Source organism: Psychromonas aquatilis (genome assembly GCF_038155185.1).
GTDB classification, from domain to species: domain Bacteria; phylum Pseudomonadota; class Gammaproteobacteria; order Enterobacterales; family Psychromonadaceae; genus Psychromonas; species Psychromonas aquatilis.
The window spans coordinates 1-16064 of sequence record NZ_JBAKAZ010000062.1 but is presented as its reverse complement, the minus strand read 5'-3'; the positions used below and the strand labels follow the sequence as shown (position 1 = coordinate 16064).

The 16064-nt window shown below is 37.8% G+C and carries 11 protein-coding genes and 1 pseudogene; 2 read left to right on the top strand and 10 right to left on the bottom strand.

Annotation, left to right across the window (positions count from 1 at the left end; genetic code table 11):
- Positions 1-263: 263 nt before the first annotated feature.
- The 8 genes and pseudogenes from V6256_RS13070 to V6256_RS13030 form a co-directional block, all read right to left on the bottom strand.
- Positions 264-1220, bottom strand: coding sequence for a PstS family phosphate ABC transporter substrate-binding protein (locus tag V6256_RS13070; protein WP_341598667.1), 957 nt, complete (start codon positions 1218-1220; stop codon positions 264-266).
- Positions 1221-1458: 238 nt separating this feature from the next.
- Positions 1459-3288, bottom strand: coding sequence for a DUF3466 family protein (locus tag V6256_RS13065; protein ID WP_341598666.1), 1830 nt, complete (start codon positions 3286-3288; stop codon positions 1459-1461).
- A gap of 6 nt (positions 3289-3294) precedes the next feature.
- Positions 3295-5211 carry an ATP-binding cassette ATPase Uup gene (gene uup, locus V6256_RS13060; RefSeq protein ID WP_341598665.1) on the bottom strand — a complete coding sequence of 639 codons (1917 nt, stop codon included), beginning with the start codon at positions 5209-5211 and terminating at the stop codon, positions 3295-3297.
- A gap of 262 nt (positions 5212-5473) precedes the next feature.
- A complete protein-coding gene (rlmKL, locus tag V6256_RS13055) occupies positions 5474-7744 on the bottom strand; it encodes a bifunctional 23S rRNA (guanine(2069)-N(7))-methyltransferase RlmK/23S rRNA (guanine(2445)-N(2))-methyltransferase RlmL (protein ID WP_341598664.1) in 2271 nt (756 codons plus the stop codon).
- Positions 7745-8032: 288 nt separating this feature from the next.
- Positions 8033-9381: pseudogene (locus tag V6256_RS13050) on the bottom strand (8-oxoguanine deaminase).
- Between the two features lie 277 nt (positions 9382-9658).
- Entirely contained in the window at positions 9659-10297 is a 639-nt protein-coding gene (gene udk, locus V6256_RS13040; RefSeq protein ID WP_341598662.1) for a uridine kinase, read from the bottom strand.
- 12 nt (positions 10298-10309) lie between these two features.
- Positions 10310-10690 (bottom strand): VanZ family protein, encoded by a 381-nt coding sequence (locus V6256_RS13035; RefSeq protein ID WP_341598661.1) that lies wholly within the window; start codon positions 10688-10690, stop codon positions 10310-10312.
- Between the two features lie 4 nt (positions 10691-10694).
- Positions 10695-11564 carry a DnaJ C-terminal domain-containing protein gene (locus V6256_RS13030; protein ID WP_341598660.1) on the bottom strand — a complete coding sequence of 290 codons (870 nt, stop codon included), beginning with the start codon at positions 11562-11564 and terminating at the stop codon, positions 10695-10697.
- Positions 11565-12002: 438 nt separating this feature from the next.
- Here V6256_RS13030 and V6256_RS13025 point away from each other — a divergent pair, with 438 nt between their 5' ends.
- A complete protein-coding gene (locus V6256_RS13025; protein ID WP_341598659.1) occupies positions 12003-13517 on the top strand; it encodes a catalase in 1515 nt (504 codons plus the stop codon).
- 300 nt (positions 13518-13817) lie between these two features.
- A complete protein-coding gene (locus V6256_RS13020; RefSeq protein WP_341598658.1) occupies positions 13818-14405 on the top strand; it encodes an ankyrin repeat domain-containing protein in 588 nt (195 codons plus the stop codon).
- 4 nt (positions 14406-14409) lie between these two features.
- Here the strand turns inward: V6256_RS13020 and V6256_RS16450 are convergent, their stop codons facing one another.
- Together V6256_RS16450 and V6256_RS13015 are read right to left on the bottom strand one after the other, a co-directional pair.
- On the bottom strand, positions 14410-14616 hold the full coding sequence (locus V6256_RS16450; protein ID WP_424141067.1) for a cysteine-rich CWC family protein: 207 nt from the start codon (positions 14614-14616) through the stop codon (positions 14410-14412).
- Between the two features lie 83 nt (positions 14617-14699).
- Positions 14700-15242, bottom strand: coding sequence for a hypothetical protein (locus tag V6256_RS13015; RefSeq protein ID WP_341598657.1), 543 nt, complete (start codon positions 15240-15242; stop codon positions 14700-14702).
- Between the last annotated feature and the right edge of the window lie 822 nt (positions 15243-16064).

Sequence of the window (16064 nt, the reverse complement as noted above, 5' to 3'; positions counted from 1 at the left end):
GCTCAGGTGTTAGTGCTTTGGATGTTGGCGTAGTTCCACCACGTTCATCCCTTAAATGGTGTCCGAGATCATTAGACCACTACAATAAATGGGTGAGTATCTATCTAAGCGGAGGCCTCGAAGAGTGAAAAGTATGTGCTTTAGGGATTGGATAAAACTGACCAGTTAATTTTACAGATTGGTATTACTACTCACAACTAGCCACCTTGCTACAAACAAAAACAGCGCCCTGAAGCGCTGTTTTTATTCATTTGAAATCAGGATTATAGACCTAGTTTTTCAAACTCTTTTTCAACTACCGCGTGCGGTAATGGAATGTAACCATCTTTTTCTACGATTAATTGACCTTGTTTAGAAAGCATTAGCTTAATGAACTCAGCTTGTAGTGGAGATAGCTCTTTGTTTGGCGCTTTGTTTACGTAAACGTAAAGGAAACGAGATAGCGGGTATTTACCACTGATTGCATTTTCCATTGATGCTTCAACGTAGTCAGTACCTTTTTTCGCTAACGGTACAGCACGAACGCCTGCTACTTTGTAACCAATACCAGAGTAACCAACAGAGTTAAGCGATGAAGCTACTGACTGTACTACAGATGCAGAACCCGGTTGCTCATTTACTGAGTTTTTAAAGTCACCTTTACAAAGTGCTTTATCTTTAAAGTAGCCGTAAGTGCCCGATACTGAATTACGTCCAAATAATTGGATATCTTTCTCAGCCCAGTTACCATCTAGACCAAGGTCAGACCAACGTGTTGCATTTTTATCAGCACCACATTTTTGTGTTGAAGAGAAAATAGAATCAACTTGTGTAATTGACATACCTTCAATTGGGTTATCTTTATTTACAAATACTGCTAACGCATCGATAGCAACACGTACTTCAGTTGGCTTATAACCGTAACGTTTTTCAAATGCTTCGATTTCTTTAGACTTCATGCGACGGCTCATTGGACCGAATTGTGAAGTACCTTCTGTTAATGCAGGTGGAGCAGTTGAAGAGCCTGCAGCTTGAACTTGGATGTTAATGTTTGGATAAAAATCTTTAAATTCTTCAGCCCAGAAAGTCATCATGTTTGCTAATGTATCAGAACCAACAGATGAAAGGTTACCTGAAATACCACTTACTTTTTCATAAGTATGTAAATCAGCTGCAAGTGCAGACGTTGATACTAATGATGCAGTACTTAAAGTAACTGCTGCTAACATTTTAAGTTTCATTCAAAACTCCATTTTCTACTTAGTTAATTTATTTGATTTGTATTTCATTAATTCGTTAATTCGTTAATTCGTTAATTCGTTAACAAAATATTTATTACGCTCCGTAGCGATGGTGCTTAATATGCCGTTTAATTGTGACACTTTAATTACATCGGCCATATTTTTTACATAAAAACAAAAAAGGCTTATCTACATTTGTAGATAAGCCTTTATAAATAAATCACTTAGAGTGTATTAACTAGCTGTTAGATTTTTTTCTACGTAATAGTAATACCGGTAAAGCAAATAACCATAACCACACACTTGCACCGCCACTACGCTCAGAGGTTTCATCTTCTGAAGATAAAGTCTCAGACTCCCAACAGTTTGGACTGTCATCAGGCGTTGAACTTGCATCAGGCGTTAATTTAACAAGAATTGATGTCGCATTAACACTTAAATTATAGTCCTCATCAGTGCTGTATTGGTAACCTTCAGCAATCACTACGCCATCATCGTTAATCGCCGTCGCGCTTTGAAGACGAATTAATGGATGTGTTACAACACCATCTGCATCTTCAGAACATAACAGGTCATCAATATACCAGCTGTCTCCGCTCGTATTATCGTATAAAAATGCACTTTGTGTACGTGGAATACTACCAACAACAGGATCAGTTTCATCGTAAGCATCGACTTTGCCAACAACTAAACCATTGTTATTCATATCATAGCCTTCACTGCCTGCGCCACTAAACGAAGCACTTTCACCATCTAAACGCTGCTCAGTTGTTAACACTTTTTTATCTAAGAAAGGAAAAGTAATTGAGTCATTATCAATATCATAGATAAACATTTCGTTCGGGAAGTTACGCCCTTTTGCTGTCGAATATTCACGATTACCCATCACTAAGTTATCATCAGTGATTGTTTTTGCCCAGGTGTTGTAAATTGAGTCTTCTTGATCACTAATATCATCTGTCGCAGCAGTTAATTCAGTCGGCGCACCATAGTTTCCATTATCATCAGGCGTCATGATAATGGCGCGTTGGTGACCACCGAAGTTATTGTTATTATATTCATAGGTTGATACACCAACAGCAATACCTGAACTGTTAATATCTAATGCAGCAGCACTGTATGTGGCATTACTGCCATCATTTGTTTCGTTGTCATCTAACCATTCAGTGGCTAATGCAAAACCAGTTAACTCAGTCTCTGAGCTTGCGCTATCGTATTCCCAAGCCCATGCCTGTGTATCAAAACCAGGACAGTAAAGAAGGTAACCTAGATCATCTTCATCTCCGTCATCACCTTCGTTATAACAACGATCGAATAGCTCATCATCACCATCAGCCCAAGACATGCTTGAATTACCAACAACTAATGTTTTACTGGTTCCATCTTCGTAAGTCACTTCACGCATTTTGTAAGCGCTGCTGTAACCACCATCATAACCAGAATCAACATCGTCATCAGAATCGCCATAAAAATCAGGTAATAATGAGATAGTTGCATCACTGGTACTTGCACCTGTGATAAATCCACGACGAACAAACTCTCGTGTTCTGCTTGAATCTGAATCTGAATAAGGTGCTGAACCATAACCAACGGCAAAGGGAACAGAATCCAAGTTAACAACATCAGTGACACTCACATCAGTATCATCACCAAAGCCAGTCACGGCAACATTATTAGTTGCACCAAAGAAGTAGCTTTCAGCATCTAAGATTCCTTGATCGATATATGCTGAAGCAGTACGCCATGCTTCATAGGCATTTTCGTAACTTAATTCGGTTGAGCTATCACTCCCCTCATAAAGCAGCGCACAGACTTCATCATCATAAAAACAATCTTGGTTAAAAGTATAAGGTAAACCACTATCTGTGTTCTGATCTAGTTTAGACTTAGTTGCATAAACACTGTATGTGTCCCCATCTTCTGTCAAACCTGAAGGATAAGGTCCATAATTACTACCAGTTGTATCAACAGATAAAATTTCATACTCATAATAAGGCGCAGTGGTTGCAGCCCATGCACTACCGGTTGAAAGTAATGCAATAATGGATAAATTGACTGTGTATTTCATTGAGTATTATTCTCCGTTTTGTAACTCATCTAATTCTTCCCAGCGTGCGAAAGCAGTTTCAAGTTGTTCTTCAGTTTCTGCTAACAAAGCAAGAAATTTATCGGCTTCTTGTTTATCTTTAGTAAAAAATTCAGGTGTATTAATTGTTTCCTGTAACTCTTCTACTTTTTCTTCTAATTGTTCTAATAATGCAGGTAAACCATCTAGTTCAAGTTGTAACTTATAAGACAGTTTTTTCTTTTTAGTGGTTTTAGCCACTGGCTTCGCTTCTGTTTTTTCAACTTTAGGCGCAGGCTTAGCTTCTTTAGGTGCTTTAGCAACTTCACTTTGTTGTTTATGACGACTTGCATCACTGTATCCACCAACAAATTGCTGAATATTACCATTACCATCAAAGAACCAAGTATGTGTTACCGTATTATCAACAAAACTACGGTCATGGCTTACTAATAACAAGGTACCTTGATAATTAGCTAATAGCTCTTCCAACAATTCTAGCGTTTCGACATCCAAATCATTGGTCGGTTCATCTAAGATTAAGAAATTACTTGGTTTTAAAAATATTTTCGCTAATAAAAGACGATTCTTCTCACCACCAGACAAGGCTTTAACAGGTGTTCTTGCTCTGTCAGGGTGGAATAAAAAGTCTTGTAAATAACCTAAAACATGGCGCTTGTTGCCATTAATTTCAACTTCTTGCTTACCTTCAGCTAGATTGTCAACAACGGTTTTTTCAGGGTCTAATGCATCACGATACTGATCAAAATAAGCGACTTCTAACTTAGTACCGCATTTTACCGTTCCTTGATCAGGTTCAATATCACCTAATAGCAGTTTAAGTACGGTACTTTTACCACAACCATTGCGTCCCACTAATGCAATTTTATCGCCACGCATAATCGTTGTTGAGAAATCACGAACGATACGCAAGTCTTCATAGCTGTAAGTTAGCCCTTCAGTTTCAAAAATAATTTTACCTGAGCGCGCAGCTTCATCGACAACAATTTTAGCTTTACCTTGAACAGTGGTACGTTCTGAACGCTCTTGACGTAATGATTTTAATGCGCGTACTCGCCCTTCATTACGGGTTCGACGTGCTTTAATACCTTGTCTTATCCAAGTTTCTTCAATGGCTAATTTGCGGTCAAACTCTGCATTTTGTTCTTCTTCAATACGTAATGCTTCTTCTTTTGCCACTAAGTAATCTTCGTAACCGCCAGGCCATGAGCTTAATTTACCACGGTCAATATCAACGATACGTGTCGCTAAGCGACGAATAAATTCACGGTCATGACTGATAAAAACAATCGAACCTTGAAATGACATGAGAAATTGCTCTAACCACTCAATTGTACCGACATCCAGGTGATTGGTCGGTTCATCAAGTAACAATAAATCCGGGTCATTCACTAAGGCTTTTGCCAACGCGACTTTACGTAACCAACCACCAGAAAGTTGGTCAAGCGTTATCTCTGGATCAATCGCAAGACGGTCTAAAATCTGTTTGATTTTAGAATCAAGTTGCCATGCATCTAACTGATCTACTTGCTCTTGTAATTTTTGTAATTTATTTAGCGCTTTTTCGCTACAGTCTTCTGCTATAACATTTAATTGTTCATGGTATTGGCTTAATACTTTACCTGCGTTTTCCATACCTGATGCAACAAATTCATAGGCACTCATGGTATTTGCAGTCGGTGGATCTTGCTCTAGTCGTGCAATTTTTACGTCATTATTAATTAATAACGACCCATCATCTAACTGAATACGCCCATCTAATACTTTTAATAGCGTTGATTTTCCTGCGCCATTACGGCCAACTAAACAAACACGCTCGTTTGCTTCAATGACCATGTCCGATTTATTTAATAATGCACCGCCACCAAAGGCTAATTCTGCGTTATGTAATGTTAATAATGCCACGTTAGTCCACTCTTTTCTTTTAGGTGATATGTCAGCGCACTAAACAATTTATGGATAGTTAACCGGCCGACATAATAATATGTTACGGGTTAAATTTGGGTTAAACCGTCAAAATTTTTTTATTAAAATGTACAAAAGGCCAATGTAAATATTGGCCTTTTTTGATTGTCTAATAATGAATGTGGTGTCTTTATATAGCACCACTAGCTTATCTAAATCGTTTTCACTCAGAAAACCTTATCAATATTAGATAATGCATTGATTAATCACGTTTTGTTAATAACCAACATTGATGTATTTTATCGTTACCTTTAAAGTCTTCAGGAATAGAAGCTTTACTGATATCTTTCACATAAAAGCCTAACGCTTTGATAGCTTCAATATCAAGCTTAAATCCACGTTTATTGTTAGAGAAGATAATCTCCCCCTTTGGATTAACACGCTCGCTTGCCGATGTTAATAAAGCAACGTGATCGTCTTGTACATCAAATACGTCGCTCATACGCTTCGAGTTTGAAAACGTTGGTGGATCAATGAAGATCAAGTCATACATTTCATGTGCGTGTTGTAACCATTTAATACAATCTTGCTGAATGAATTCATGTTTACCTTGAATACCATTTTCAGTGAAGTTTTCTTGACCCCAGTTAAGGTAAGTATTAGACATATCAACACTGGTTGTCGACTTAGCACCGCCTAATGCAGCATGAACTGAAGCCGTTGCTGTATAACAGAATAGGTTTAAGAAATCTTTACCTTGCGCCATTTTACCAATACGTAAACGTGTAGGACGATGATCTAAGAATAAACCTGTATCCAAGTAATCTTGTAAATTAACAATGATTTTTGCTGGCCCTTCTTGCACCACTAAACGTTGTTTTTTACTGTCTAACTTTTCATACTGTTGACGACCTTTTTGACGCTCACGTACTTTAATGATCAATTGATCATCCGTTAGGTCTAATAAGTAACGCGTTGTTGATACGATATCAAGAAAACGACGGCGTACTTTTTGCGCATCAATCTCTTTAGGTGCGCGGTATTCTTGAATGATAAGGTATTCATTATAGCGATCAATTGCTACGTTATATTCAGGTAAGTCTGCATCATATAAACGGTAACATTGTACATTTTCACGCTTCGCCCATTTATCTAAACGTTTCATATTTTTTAATAAACGGTTAGCAAAATCTTCAGCGTATATGGCAGGTTTAATCTGTTTAACTTCTTTAAATACTAATTCAGATTCTGATTCTTCTGCCATTGGAAATTCTTGTGCAGGTGCAATTGAACCCCATGGATTATCTTCTGTCGATTCTTTGAAAACAGGTTGTGCCGTTTGTGCCTTTGGTTTCGCTTTAGGCTCAACAGCTTCCACTTTTTCAACGTTGCGCTTTGGCGAGATACGGTAATTTTTTAACACACATTCAATTGGGCCATTGAAGAATTTGTAGCTACGCCCTGCTCGCATACCTAAACAACTTAATAGTTCAGTATCCATAGCAAACATGCTTAAATTCCAACCTGCAAAAGCATCTTTAAAGTGATGCCCAAGTTCAGTATACAAGCTGATAGTGTCACTAAAACCACCCAAACGCTCACCATACGGTGGGTTTGAAATTAACATACCAGTACTTAATTCTTCAGGCGGTAATACTTTTTTAGCATCTTGCACGCTAAATTCAATGAGCTCTGCTACGCCTGCACGTTGTGCATTTTGACGAGCAATACTGATCATATCTTTGCTTAAATCAGAAGCGTAAAAACGCGCATCACAATCTTTTACTGCACGTTTACCATAAACCTGTGCCGATGTTTTTAGTGTTTGCCACATTTCAACATCGTGCTTTTTCCACTGCTCAAAACCAAATTTGTCACGTAATGAACCTGGTGCAATATTTAATGACATCATGGCAGCTTCAATAACTAACGTACCAGAACCACACATTGGGTCTAAGATAGCTTCACCTTTCCAACCACTGCGTTTAATGATACCCGCAGCTAAAGTTTCACGTAACGGTGCTTCACCAGCAATAGTACGGTAGCCACGTAAGTGTAATGGTGAACCTGAAAGATCAATGTAAATTGACGCTTTATCTTTAAATAAACGGCCATTAAAACGGATATCAGCATCGCGCTTTTCAACATTTGGACGCTCGTCAAACTTCTTGCGGAAACGGTCAACAATCGCGTCTTTAATTTTTAAGGCACCAAACTGGGTATTACGAATTTCGTCATTGCTACCAGAGAAGTCAATTGAGAAAGTTTTATCAACATCAAAATGTGTTTCCCAAGGAATATTGCTACAACCTAAATAAAGGTCCATTGGATCAATAACTTTGAATTCACTTAGCTTAAGTAAAACGCGAGATGCAAAACGCGACCATAAACAAACTTGGTAACCTTGCTCTAATGAACCGTCGAAGCTAACACCACCAGCAATTTGCTTGGTATTTTCGATACCAAGATCTTTAAGTTCTACTTCTAATAAAGGGGCAAGGCCTTTCGCGGTGGGGATAAAATAACTGAACATAAACGCTCTCAAACAATTGTTGTATAAAATAGTTCGCATTATACCTAATAAACTTGATTATCCCTATGAATTTTGAGCTGTATTTTTATCGATAGTGATTATTTGTGTAAACAATGAAATGTTTGTTTAATGAGTCCCGTCAAAATCTGCAAAAGTTAAACAAAAATAATTGCTTAAAGCGCCTTCCATAAACCAGAAAGCGCTTTTTAAAAAGAGGATCATCAGATTAAGTCACACAGAGATCACTGCTGTATCTCTGTATTAAAAACCTAGCGTCTGGTTAGATAATTACAAAACCAACTTACTTGCTGCTGCGCGATGTCGGGATTGAATTTCATTAAGGTCACTGTCGACTAATATTCCGCCCTGTACTTTCCATTTACCAGCAACCATCACATGACTTGCTTGATGTGCACCACATAAAACTAATGCCGCCAAAGGATCATGCGCCCCGGAAAAACGAGCTTCGTCTAGGTTAAACATTGCAATATCAGCTTGTTTCCCTACCGCTAATTCCCCAAGATCGTCACGTCCTAACACCGCTGCAGACCCTTTTGTTGCCCAATATAATGCATCAAGGTGACTGACTTGATCCGCTTGGTAACGTAAGCGATTAATTAACAAAGCTTGGCGGACTTCTTGAATCATATTTGACCCATCATTTGATGCTGAACCATCGACACCTAATCCGATTTTAGCACCAGCCGCTTGTAACTCTTTGGTTCTACATATCCCGGAAGCCAACACCATATTAGAAGATGGACAATGTGCGATACCCACTTTAGCTTGACCCAAGCGTTTTACCTCTTGATCGTTAAAATGAATGCCATGTGCCAACCACACATCTGATGATAACCAACCAACCGACTCTAAATAGTCAAGTGGACGTAACCCAAAGGTTTTTAAACAAAAGTTATTTTCATCTTCTGTTTCCGCTAAATGAGTATGTAAACGAACCCCATATTCTCGGCCTAATTTGGCCGTCTCTTGCATTAAATCAGTAGTCACAGAAAACGGCGAACATGGCGCAAGTGCGACTTGTACCATTGCCCCATTTCCTTGTTGATGAAATTGCTTAATAACACGCTGGCAATCATCCAAAATCACCGCATCATTTTGTACTGTTGATTGCGGGGGTAAACCACCATCTTCCTCACCTAAGCTCATCGAACCACGCGTTAACATCACACGATTACCGATTTTACTGGCCGCCGAGACTTGAATATCAATTGCTTCCGTTAAAGCTTGTGGAAAAAGATAATGATGATCTGCCACCAGAGTACAACCTGAGAGTAATAGCTCAGATAAGCCCAACTCTGTCGCGGCATGTAACATTTCTGGTTGTAGTTTTGCCCAAACAGGATACAAGGACTGTAACCAAGGAAATAAACGTTTATTTAAAGCAGGCGGAAAAGCGCGGGTAAGGGTTTGGTAGAGATGATGATGAGTATTGATTAATCCCGGTAAAACAACCTGTGGCTTGCGTCAAAAATAGTATCAATGGCATGTTTAGGTTGCTTATTTTTAGCCACAAGTTCAATAATAATACCGTCTTTAATGACAATACCATTGCTTGCATCTTGTTGATTAGCAGTAAAAATAGAAAGCGGATTCTTAATCCAAAGAGTATTAGACATGGGTTCACCTATATAAATAGAGCGAACGATATCAAGCGCCGATTGTAATTACCCACTCAGCCACTTTATATCATCGCGATATAATAAATAGCAGTGACTTGCGTGTTAATCTGCTGAGAGATTTTATTGTACAGGTAGATAATAGATTGTAAAACGCTAAGTTATCAGCTTAGCGTTAATGTTTAAAGACAACATAAATGAATCAAACAAGCTGTTAATTAATTTATGTTGTCTGATACTGACTATCACAAAGTTTAGGCTAGGCACCTATCATTTGTTATTTTTTCAGTAAGTACTTAATACGTGTTTTCAAAATATCCGTGGCAATTCTGTTTTTACCACCACGCGGAATAATGATATCAGCATATTGTTTAGAAGGTTCAATAAACTGCAAGAACATAGGACGAACCATTTGTTTGTACTGCTCTATAACAGAATCCATGGTTCTACCACGCTCTGAGATATCACGTGTTAAACGACGCATTAAACAGATATCAAGTGGCGTATCAATAAACACACTTGCATCAATTTGCTCTCGTAGTTTAGGGTCGGTTAGCAGTAAAATCCCCTCTACGATAATAATCTTTTTAGGTGATAAATTAATCACTTCGTCAGTACGGGTATGTTCAGTGTAACTGTATACAGGAATTTCAACTGATTGATTATTTTGTAATGCTTGAATATGATCACTTAGCAGTTGATGATCAAATGCTTTTGGATGATCGTAATTTGTTTGAATGCGTTCTTCCATAGCCATGTGAGATTGGTCTTTGTAGTACGCATCTTCTGAAATCATCCCTATTTGATCTGTACCCATCTCTTGGCGCAGTTCATTACAAATGGTGTGTGCAATTAAACTTTTCCCTGAAGCTGAAGCTCCTGCAATTGCGATAACGACACAGTGATTTTTATTCAAAATAAACCTTTTCTATTGGTTGTTAATAATAAGTCTCGGCGCTGGTGAACACCAATTAATAAAATAAGCGAGTATACTTCCACAAAATAGACCACCGATATTCGTATATAAATCGAGCCAATCGCCATAACGACTAGTATAAGGTTGAATAACTTCAATCGCACCACTTAATACGGTAAATATCAGTAGAACGGCAAACCAGTATCGAGGCTTTTTCAACATTAATGGTAATGAAAGCACAGAGTAAGCGATAAAATGATGAACTTTATCGCTTCCACTTATTGAGGGTAATTTACTTAATGGTGTTAACGATAAGACAACGATTAAAGTTAGTAATAATAGAGATAATAAAACCCAATAATCTCTAATTAATTGTATCGCTGCTCTAATCAACTCTCTACTCCATTAATGCTGCTAATTCAGTTAACAGTTTATGTTGCTCTTCTGTTACTTCAGTTGGGGTTGGGATGACGACAGTATAAATTAGATCACCAACTTGATCGCTTTTAACTGACTTAATGCCACGACCTTTAATTCTAAACTTACGGCCAACTTGTGTCCCAGCAGGGATTTTTAAGTTAATGTAACCACTTAGCGTCGTTGCTTTCGCGCTTCCGCCAATGGTAGCCGTTACAAAGTTAGTCACTAAATCACAATATAAGTCATTCCCTTTACGGGTAAAGTGTTCATGTTCAATCAGATCAATTTCAACAAACAAGTCACCACGTCCGGCGCCTAATGTACCCGGATTACCTTGACCTGCAACGCGCACTCGCTGACCTTTGTTAATACCAGCTGGAATTGTCACTGATAATGGGTTGCTGGTATTGGGTAAACGTACTTCTTTTACACAACCATCAATAGACTCTTCTAAGGTTAACTCAACCTGTAAAATAATATCTGTACCTTTTTGAGGCTGTGGTCGTTGTTGTCGCTGAGCTTGTTGGCGTTGACCAAACATATCGCCAAATATATCACCAAAGTCAGCTCCGCCACCGAAACCACCCTGTCCAAATCCGCCTTGTCCACGTGGTTGACCATTTTCAAAAGCGTCATGACCATAATGATCATATTGCTCACGCTTTTCAGGCTCCCCTAATATTTCGTAGGCTTCTTTAACTTCACGAAATTTTTCTTGTGCAACCGGGTTATCAGGGTTTCTATCCGGATGATATTTCATCGCCAATTTTTTATAGGCTTTTTTAATCTCTTGTTCAGATGCGTTTTTACTTACACCTAAGACTTCATAACAATCACGTTTTGGCATTCTTTTCTCGGTATTCCATTGGGGTTAAACATTGCTATGGCACTGCAAAGCGGCGAAATTATAGCTTAACTAGTTGTAAATCACATAAAAAAATAACACCTAAAAATAAATGCAATAAAATAAAATTATCTCATTGTTTCTTAAGTGTTTTATATTTTAGCTGTTTATCGAATTATAATCGCAGAAAGTGTTTTAACCAATATAAGTCTGATTTTATCTTACTAACTCAATATGTTGATAGCATTCAACTTCAAACAGCCCGATTAAAATAAATATAAATCCTGATGTTATCAGCACCTAAATATCATCAATAACCAATACATTTATGAAATAGTTTTTTCCTATCAAAAACTAAAGTTTAAACGTTTATCCTTTTTTTATTTTTAGCCCTATTATCCCAGCACAAATTAAAAACAAAACCGTAAAGTGGGAATGACTATGAAAAAAACACGTAATGTATTAATACCAGCGTTAGGACTTGCAACTATTTTTAGTGTTAGTGCAGAGGTACTAACTAAAGATAATGGCGCGCCTGTAGGCGATAACCAAAACTCACTCACTGCTGGCGGGAATGGCAGTGTATTATTGGAAGATGTTCATCTTATCCAAAAATTACAGCGATTTGCTCGTGAACGTATACCAGAGCGAGTAGTGCATGCACGCGGAACCGGTGCACATGGTGTTTTTGTTGCATCTACTGATTACAGCGATATTACAACCGCTGCGCCTTTTGAAAGCAAAGGAAAGGAAACACCTGTTTTTGTTCGCTTTTCTTCTGTGATCCACCCTTTAGGTAGCCCTGAAACATTGCGTGACCCAAGAGGCTTTGCCACTAAGTTTTACAGTGATGAAGGCAACTGGGATTTAGTTGGGATTAACCTACCTGTATTCTTTATTCGTGATGCGATCAAGTTCCCAGACATGGTGCATTCATTAAAACCGTCGCCAGTAACAAATATTCAAGATCCAAACCGTTTCTTTGATTTCTTTTCTAATGAGCCAGGCTCAACAAGCATGTTAACTCGTGTATTCAGTGATAATGGTACACCTGCAAGCTACCGTGAAATGGATGGTTTTGGTGTTCATGCGTATAAGATGATCAATGATGATGGTGACGTAAATTACGTGAAATTCCATTGGAAAAGTCAGCAAGGTATTAACAACCTAGATGCAGATCAAGTGAAAGCAGTTCAGTCAACTGATACACAACATATGACTCGTGATTTATATGACAACATTGCACAAGGTAACTTTCCTAAGTGGGATTTATACATTAAAACAATGGCGCCATCTGAGTTAAACAACTTTGCTTACAACCCATTAGATGCAACAAAAGCGTGGACTAATATTAAAGAAACGAAAGTAGGTACGATGACACTGAATCGTATACCTGATAATTTCTTCCAAGAAACAGAGCAAGTTGCCATGGCACCAGCTAACCTGATTCCTGGTATTGAGCCTTCTGAAGATAGACTATTACAAGGCCGTATCTTTTCATACGCTGATACACAGCTTTACCGTTTAGGTGCTAATCACCAACAACTTCCGATTAATCGCCCGAAAGTAACTGTATTTAATTATAACCAAGGTGGTGTGGGTAATGTTGGTAATACAAAATCAGATATTAACTACCAACCAAATTACGAAAAAGTGACGGAAGATAAACAAGCACGTCATAGTGAAACGCCACTAACGGGCCATGTTCAACAAAAAATAATTAATAAAACGTTAGATTTTGCACAAGCAGGTGAAGTTTACCGTGCCTTTTCAGAGCAAGAGCGTAGCAACTTAATTCGTAACTTATCTGGTGATTTGGGCGCTGTGACTAATAAAGAGACTCAACATAAAATGTTAAGTCACTTTTACAAAGCAGATAGTGAATACGGTACTCGTTTAACAAAAGCAGTTAACGGTGACTTAGAAAAAGTAAAAGCAATTGCTGAAACACTATAAGTACATGTGCTGAAAGATAGGTGAGGAGAATAATCGCCTCACCTATCTAATAATACCAATCACGATAATTAACTAATCTATTTTACTTGTTAAAATAACTTATTTCGTCGTTGTCATTTTCGCAAATAGAACAACTATTAAAGCATTAACATCTTATCGTTAATTCTCCGATAGACTATTAACGAAGTTAATCGACGAAAGGCTCAAATTACGCCTTGAACTCAGTCATTTTTCCTGCACAAAATTTAGATCATTTATTTAACGTAATTGGTATAACACTCACGCAATTCGAGGTAATAGATGAATCATATTAAACCCTTAACTACCGCCAAGCAGCACATCAATAAAAGTTGGTTAGCTAATAAATTTACTTATTTTATGTTTTTAGTTATCGCTTCAACATTCAACCAAGCGATAGCAGAAGAAACAACTGAAACAACACAATATGACGTATTAATGCCCTACTTCTACGCAGCAGCGAGAACCGGCGACAGCGAAGTCATTACTGAATTTTTAAACTCAGGTTTACCCGTAGATATTAAAAATAATAAAGGTTACACCGCGTTAATGATTGCAACTTATAATGGTAGAAAAGAAATCGTCGATACCTTAATCAATCACGGTGCCAATGTCTGTGCACAGGATAATAAAGGTAATACCGCATTGATGGCCGCAGTATTTAGAGGAGAGATTGGGATTGCACGAACATTAATGTCTGAAGATTGCGATGAAAACCAACAAAACAAAGCCGGCCAAACAGCAGTCATGTATGCCAGTCTATTTGGGCGAGAAACACTTCGTAGCTTATTAATTGAACGTGGTGCAGATATTAATTTAGAAGATAAAAGTGGTAATTCAGCAGCGACTATTGAGCAACGTTTCCAGTAAATATTTAAGACCTGTTTATTTTTGCTATAAAAGCAGCAGGATCTAGATTAAAACTAACCACACAACGATAGCAAATGCAGGTTTTATGTTTTAAGTGTTCCGGGACTAGCGCAACTAATTGACTGGATATGAGCTCCTTTGCACACCAACAAGTGATATCACTAGTGCATTGGTTCTCTTGCAAACAAAAAGGACAGCTGGACTTATTCATCTGTTAACACCTAATATAACCCGCTAGTATAATTAAAAAGTCCCTTATATTCGGGACCTTTCATTTTATCTATATTGTTTCTTTTAGTGAGCATGGGAAGTATTACAACAATCCTGATCACTACACGCTACAGTCTCAATATGGTCTTCTTCAGTATGTGCACTTGAATAGGTATTTAAAATAACACTACTTGGACTATATTCATCATCATTGCCTGCGAGATAATATAGGTGTTCCCAAGCCAACATATAAGCAAAAAATAGACGATGTTGACGTTTTAATTTGATTGAGTTTGCATCAAATAGCTGACTACCAGCATAACCTTGCAAAGATTCAATAATATTAACAAAACGCAACCAATGCTGTTTATTCTTACTAGTAGGTTTAAAGCTAACTTGATTAAATGCTAATAATGCATTCCAAAAATGTTTATTTGTATCTTCATTTTTTATTTTTTTAGCTTGTTCAACCAACAAAAAAAAACTAACGTCTTTAGTTTGTTCAACGCCTAAATAGTTTTTTAATTGTTCCACCAAATGTAATTCAGCCTGATAAAAAAAGACTGCTAATGGGACTGTTTTTTTCTCTGTAAGTTGAGCAACAAACCCTTCAAAGTTATTGTCCATGCGATTCTCCATTTGAATTTTAAATTAGGCGATTATAAGCATGGTTAGCCATACAAGTAAGCCTTTTATATTTACGTTTTTATAATTATAACCCGATTAACTGTTCACCCTAGTATTTAATTGAGGCTCATCAGTAACCTCACCAAAAAATAATGGCTTAGCGATAATGATCAACAATATAATACCAATCTGTAAAATTAACTAGTCAGTTTCATCCAATCCCTAAAGCACATACTTTTCACCCTTCGAGGCCTTCGCTTAGATAGTTATTCACCCATTTCTTAACGCTAGGTTTACTCACTTTCAGTAACCTTGCTTTGACTTTGGAGCGATGGACGAATTAAGCGCCAGCTTAGTATCATGAGCGAAGAAGCTCTGCGGCTTCTTTTTTAGCCTCCCTTATAGATGCAGTCAATAAAACAAAGTACTTCGCTCTTTACCTTGTAGCATTTTACTTAGATGACGTTTGTTTTGGTTTTTTACTTTGACGCAAGCAGGGAGACTAAAGTCACCGCCCCGAAGCGAACATCAATACTCCGCTTAGATAGATACTCACCCATTTATTAACGCTAGTGCTACTCACTTTCAGGAACCTTGCTTTGACTTTGGAGCGATGGGTGAATTAAGCGCCAGCTGAGAAGCTCTGCGACTCCTTTTCAGAAACCTTGTTTTGACTTTGGGGCGGTGGCTTCAGCTTCCCTTGTAGGTGCAATCAATAAAACCAAGCACTTCGCTCTTTACCTTGTTGCATTTTACTTAAATGACGTTTTTTTTGGTTTTTGCTTTGATGCAAGCAGGGAGACTAAAGTCACCGCCCCGAAG

Coding starts and splice junctions, on each gene's coding strand:
- V6256_RS13070 (WP_341598667.1), bottom strand. CDS start 1,220: ATGAAACTTAAAATGTTAGCAGCAGTTACTTTAAGTACTGCATCATTA.
- V6256_RS13065 (WP_341598666.1), bottom strand. CDS start 3,288: ATGAAATACACAGTCAATTTATCCATTATTGCATTACTTTCAACCGGT.
- rlmKL (WP_341598664.1), bottom strand. CDS start 7,744: ATGTTCAGTTATTTTATCCCCACCGCGAAAGGCCTTGCCCCTTTATTA.
- V6256_RS13030 (WP_341598660.1), bottom strand. CDS start 11,564: ATGCCAAAACGTGATTGTTATGAAGTCTTAGGTGTAAGTAAAAACGCA.
- V6256_RS13025 (WP_341598659.1), top strand. CDS start 12,003: ATGAAAAAAACACGTAATGTATTAATACCAGCGTTAGGACTTGCAACT.
- V6256_RS13020 (WP_341598658.1), top strand. CDS start 13,818: ATGAATCATATTAAACCCTTAACTACCGCCAAGCAGCACATCAATAAA.
- V6256_RS16450 (WP_424141067.1), bottom strand. CDS start 14,616: ATGAATAAGTCCAGCTGTCCTTTTTGTTTGCAAGAGAACCAATGCACT.
- V6256_RS13015 (WP_341598657.1), bottom strand. CDS start 15,242: ATGGACAATAACTTTGAAGGGTTTGTTGCTCAACTTACAGAGAAAAAA.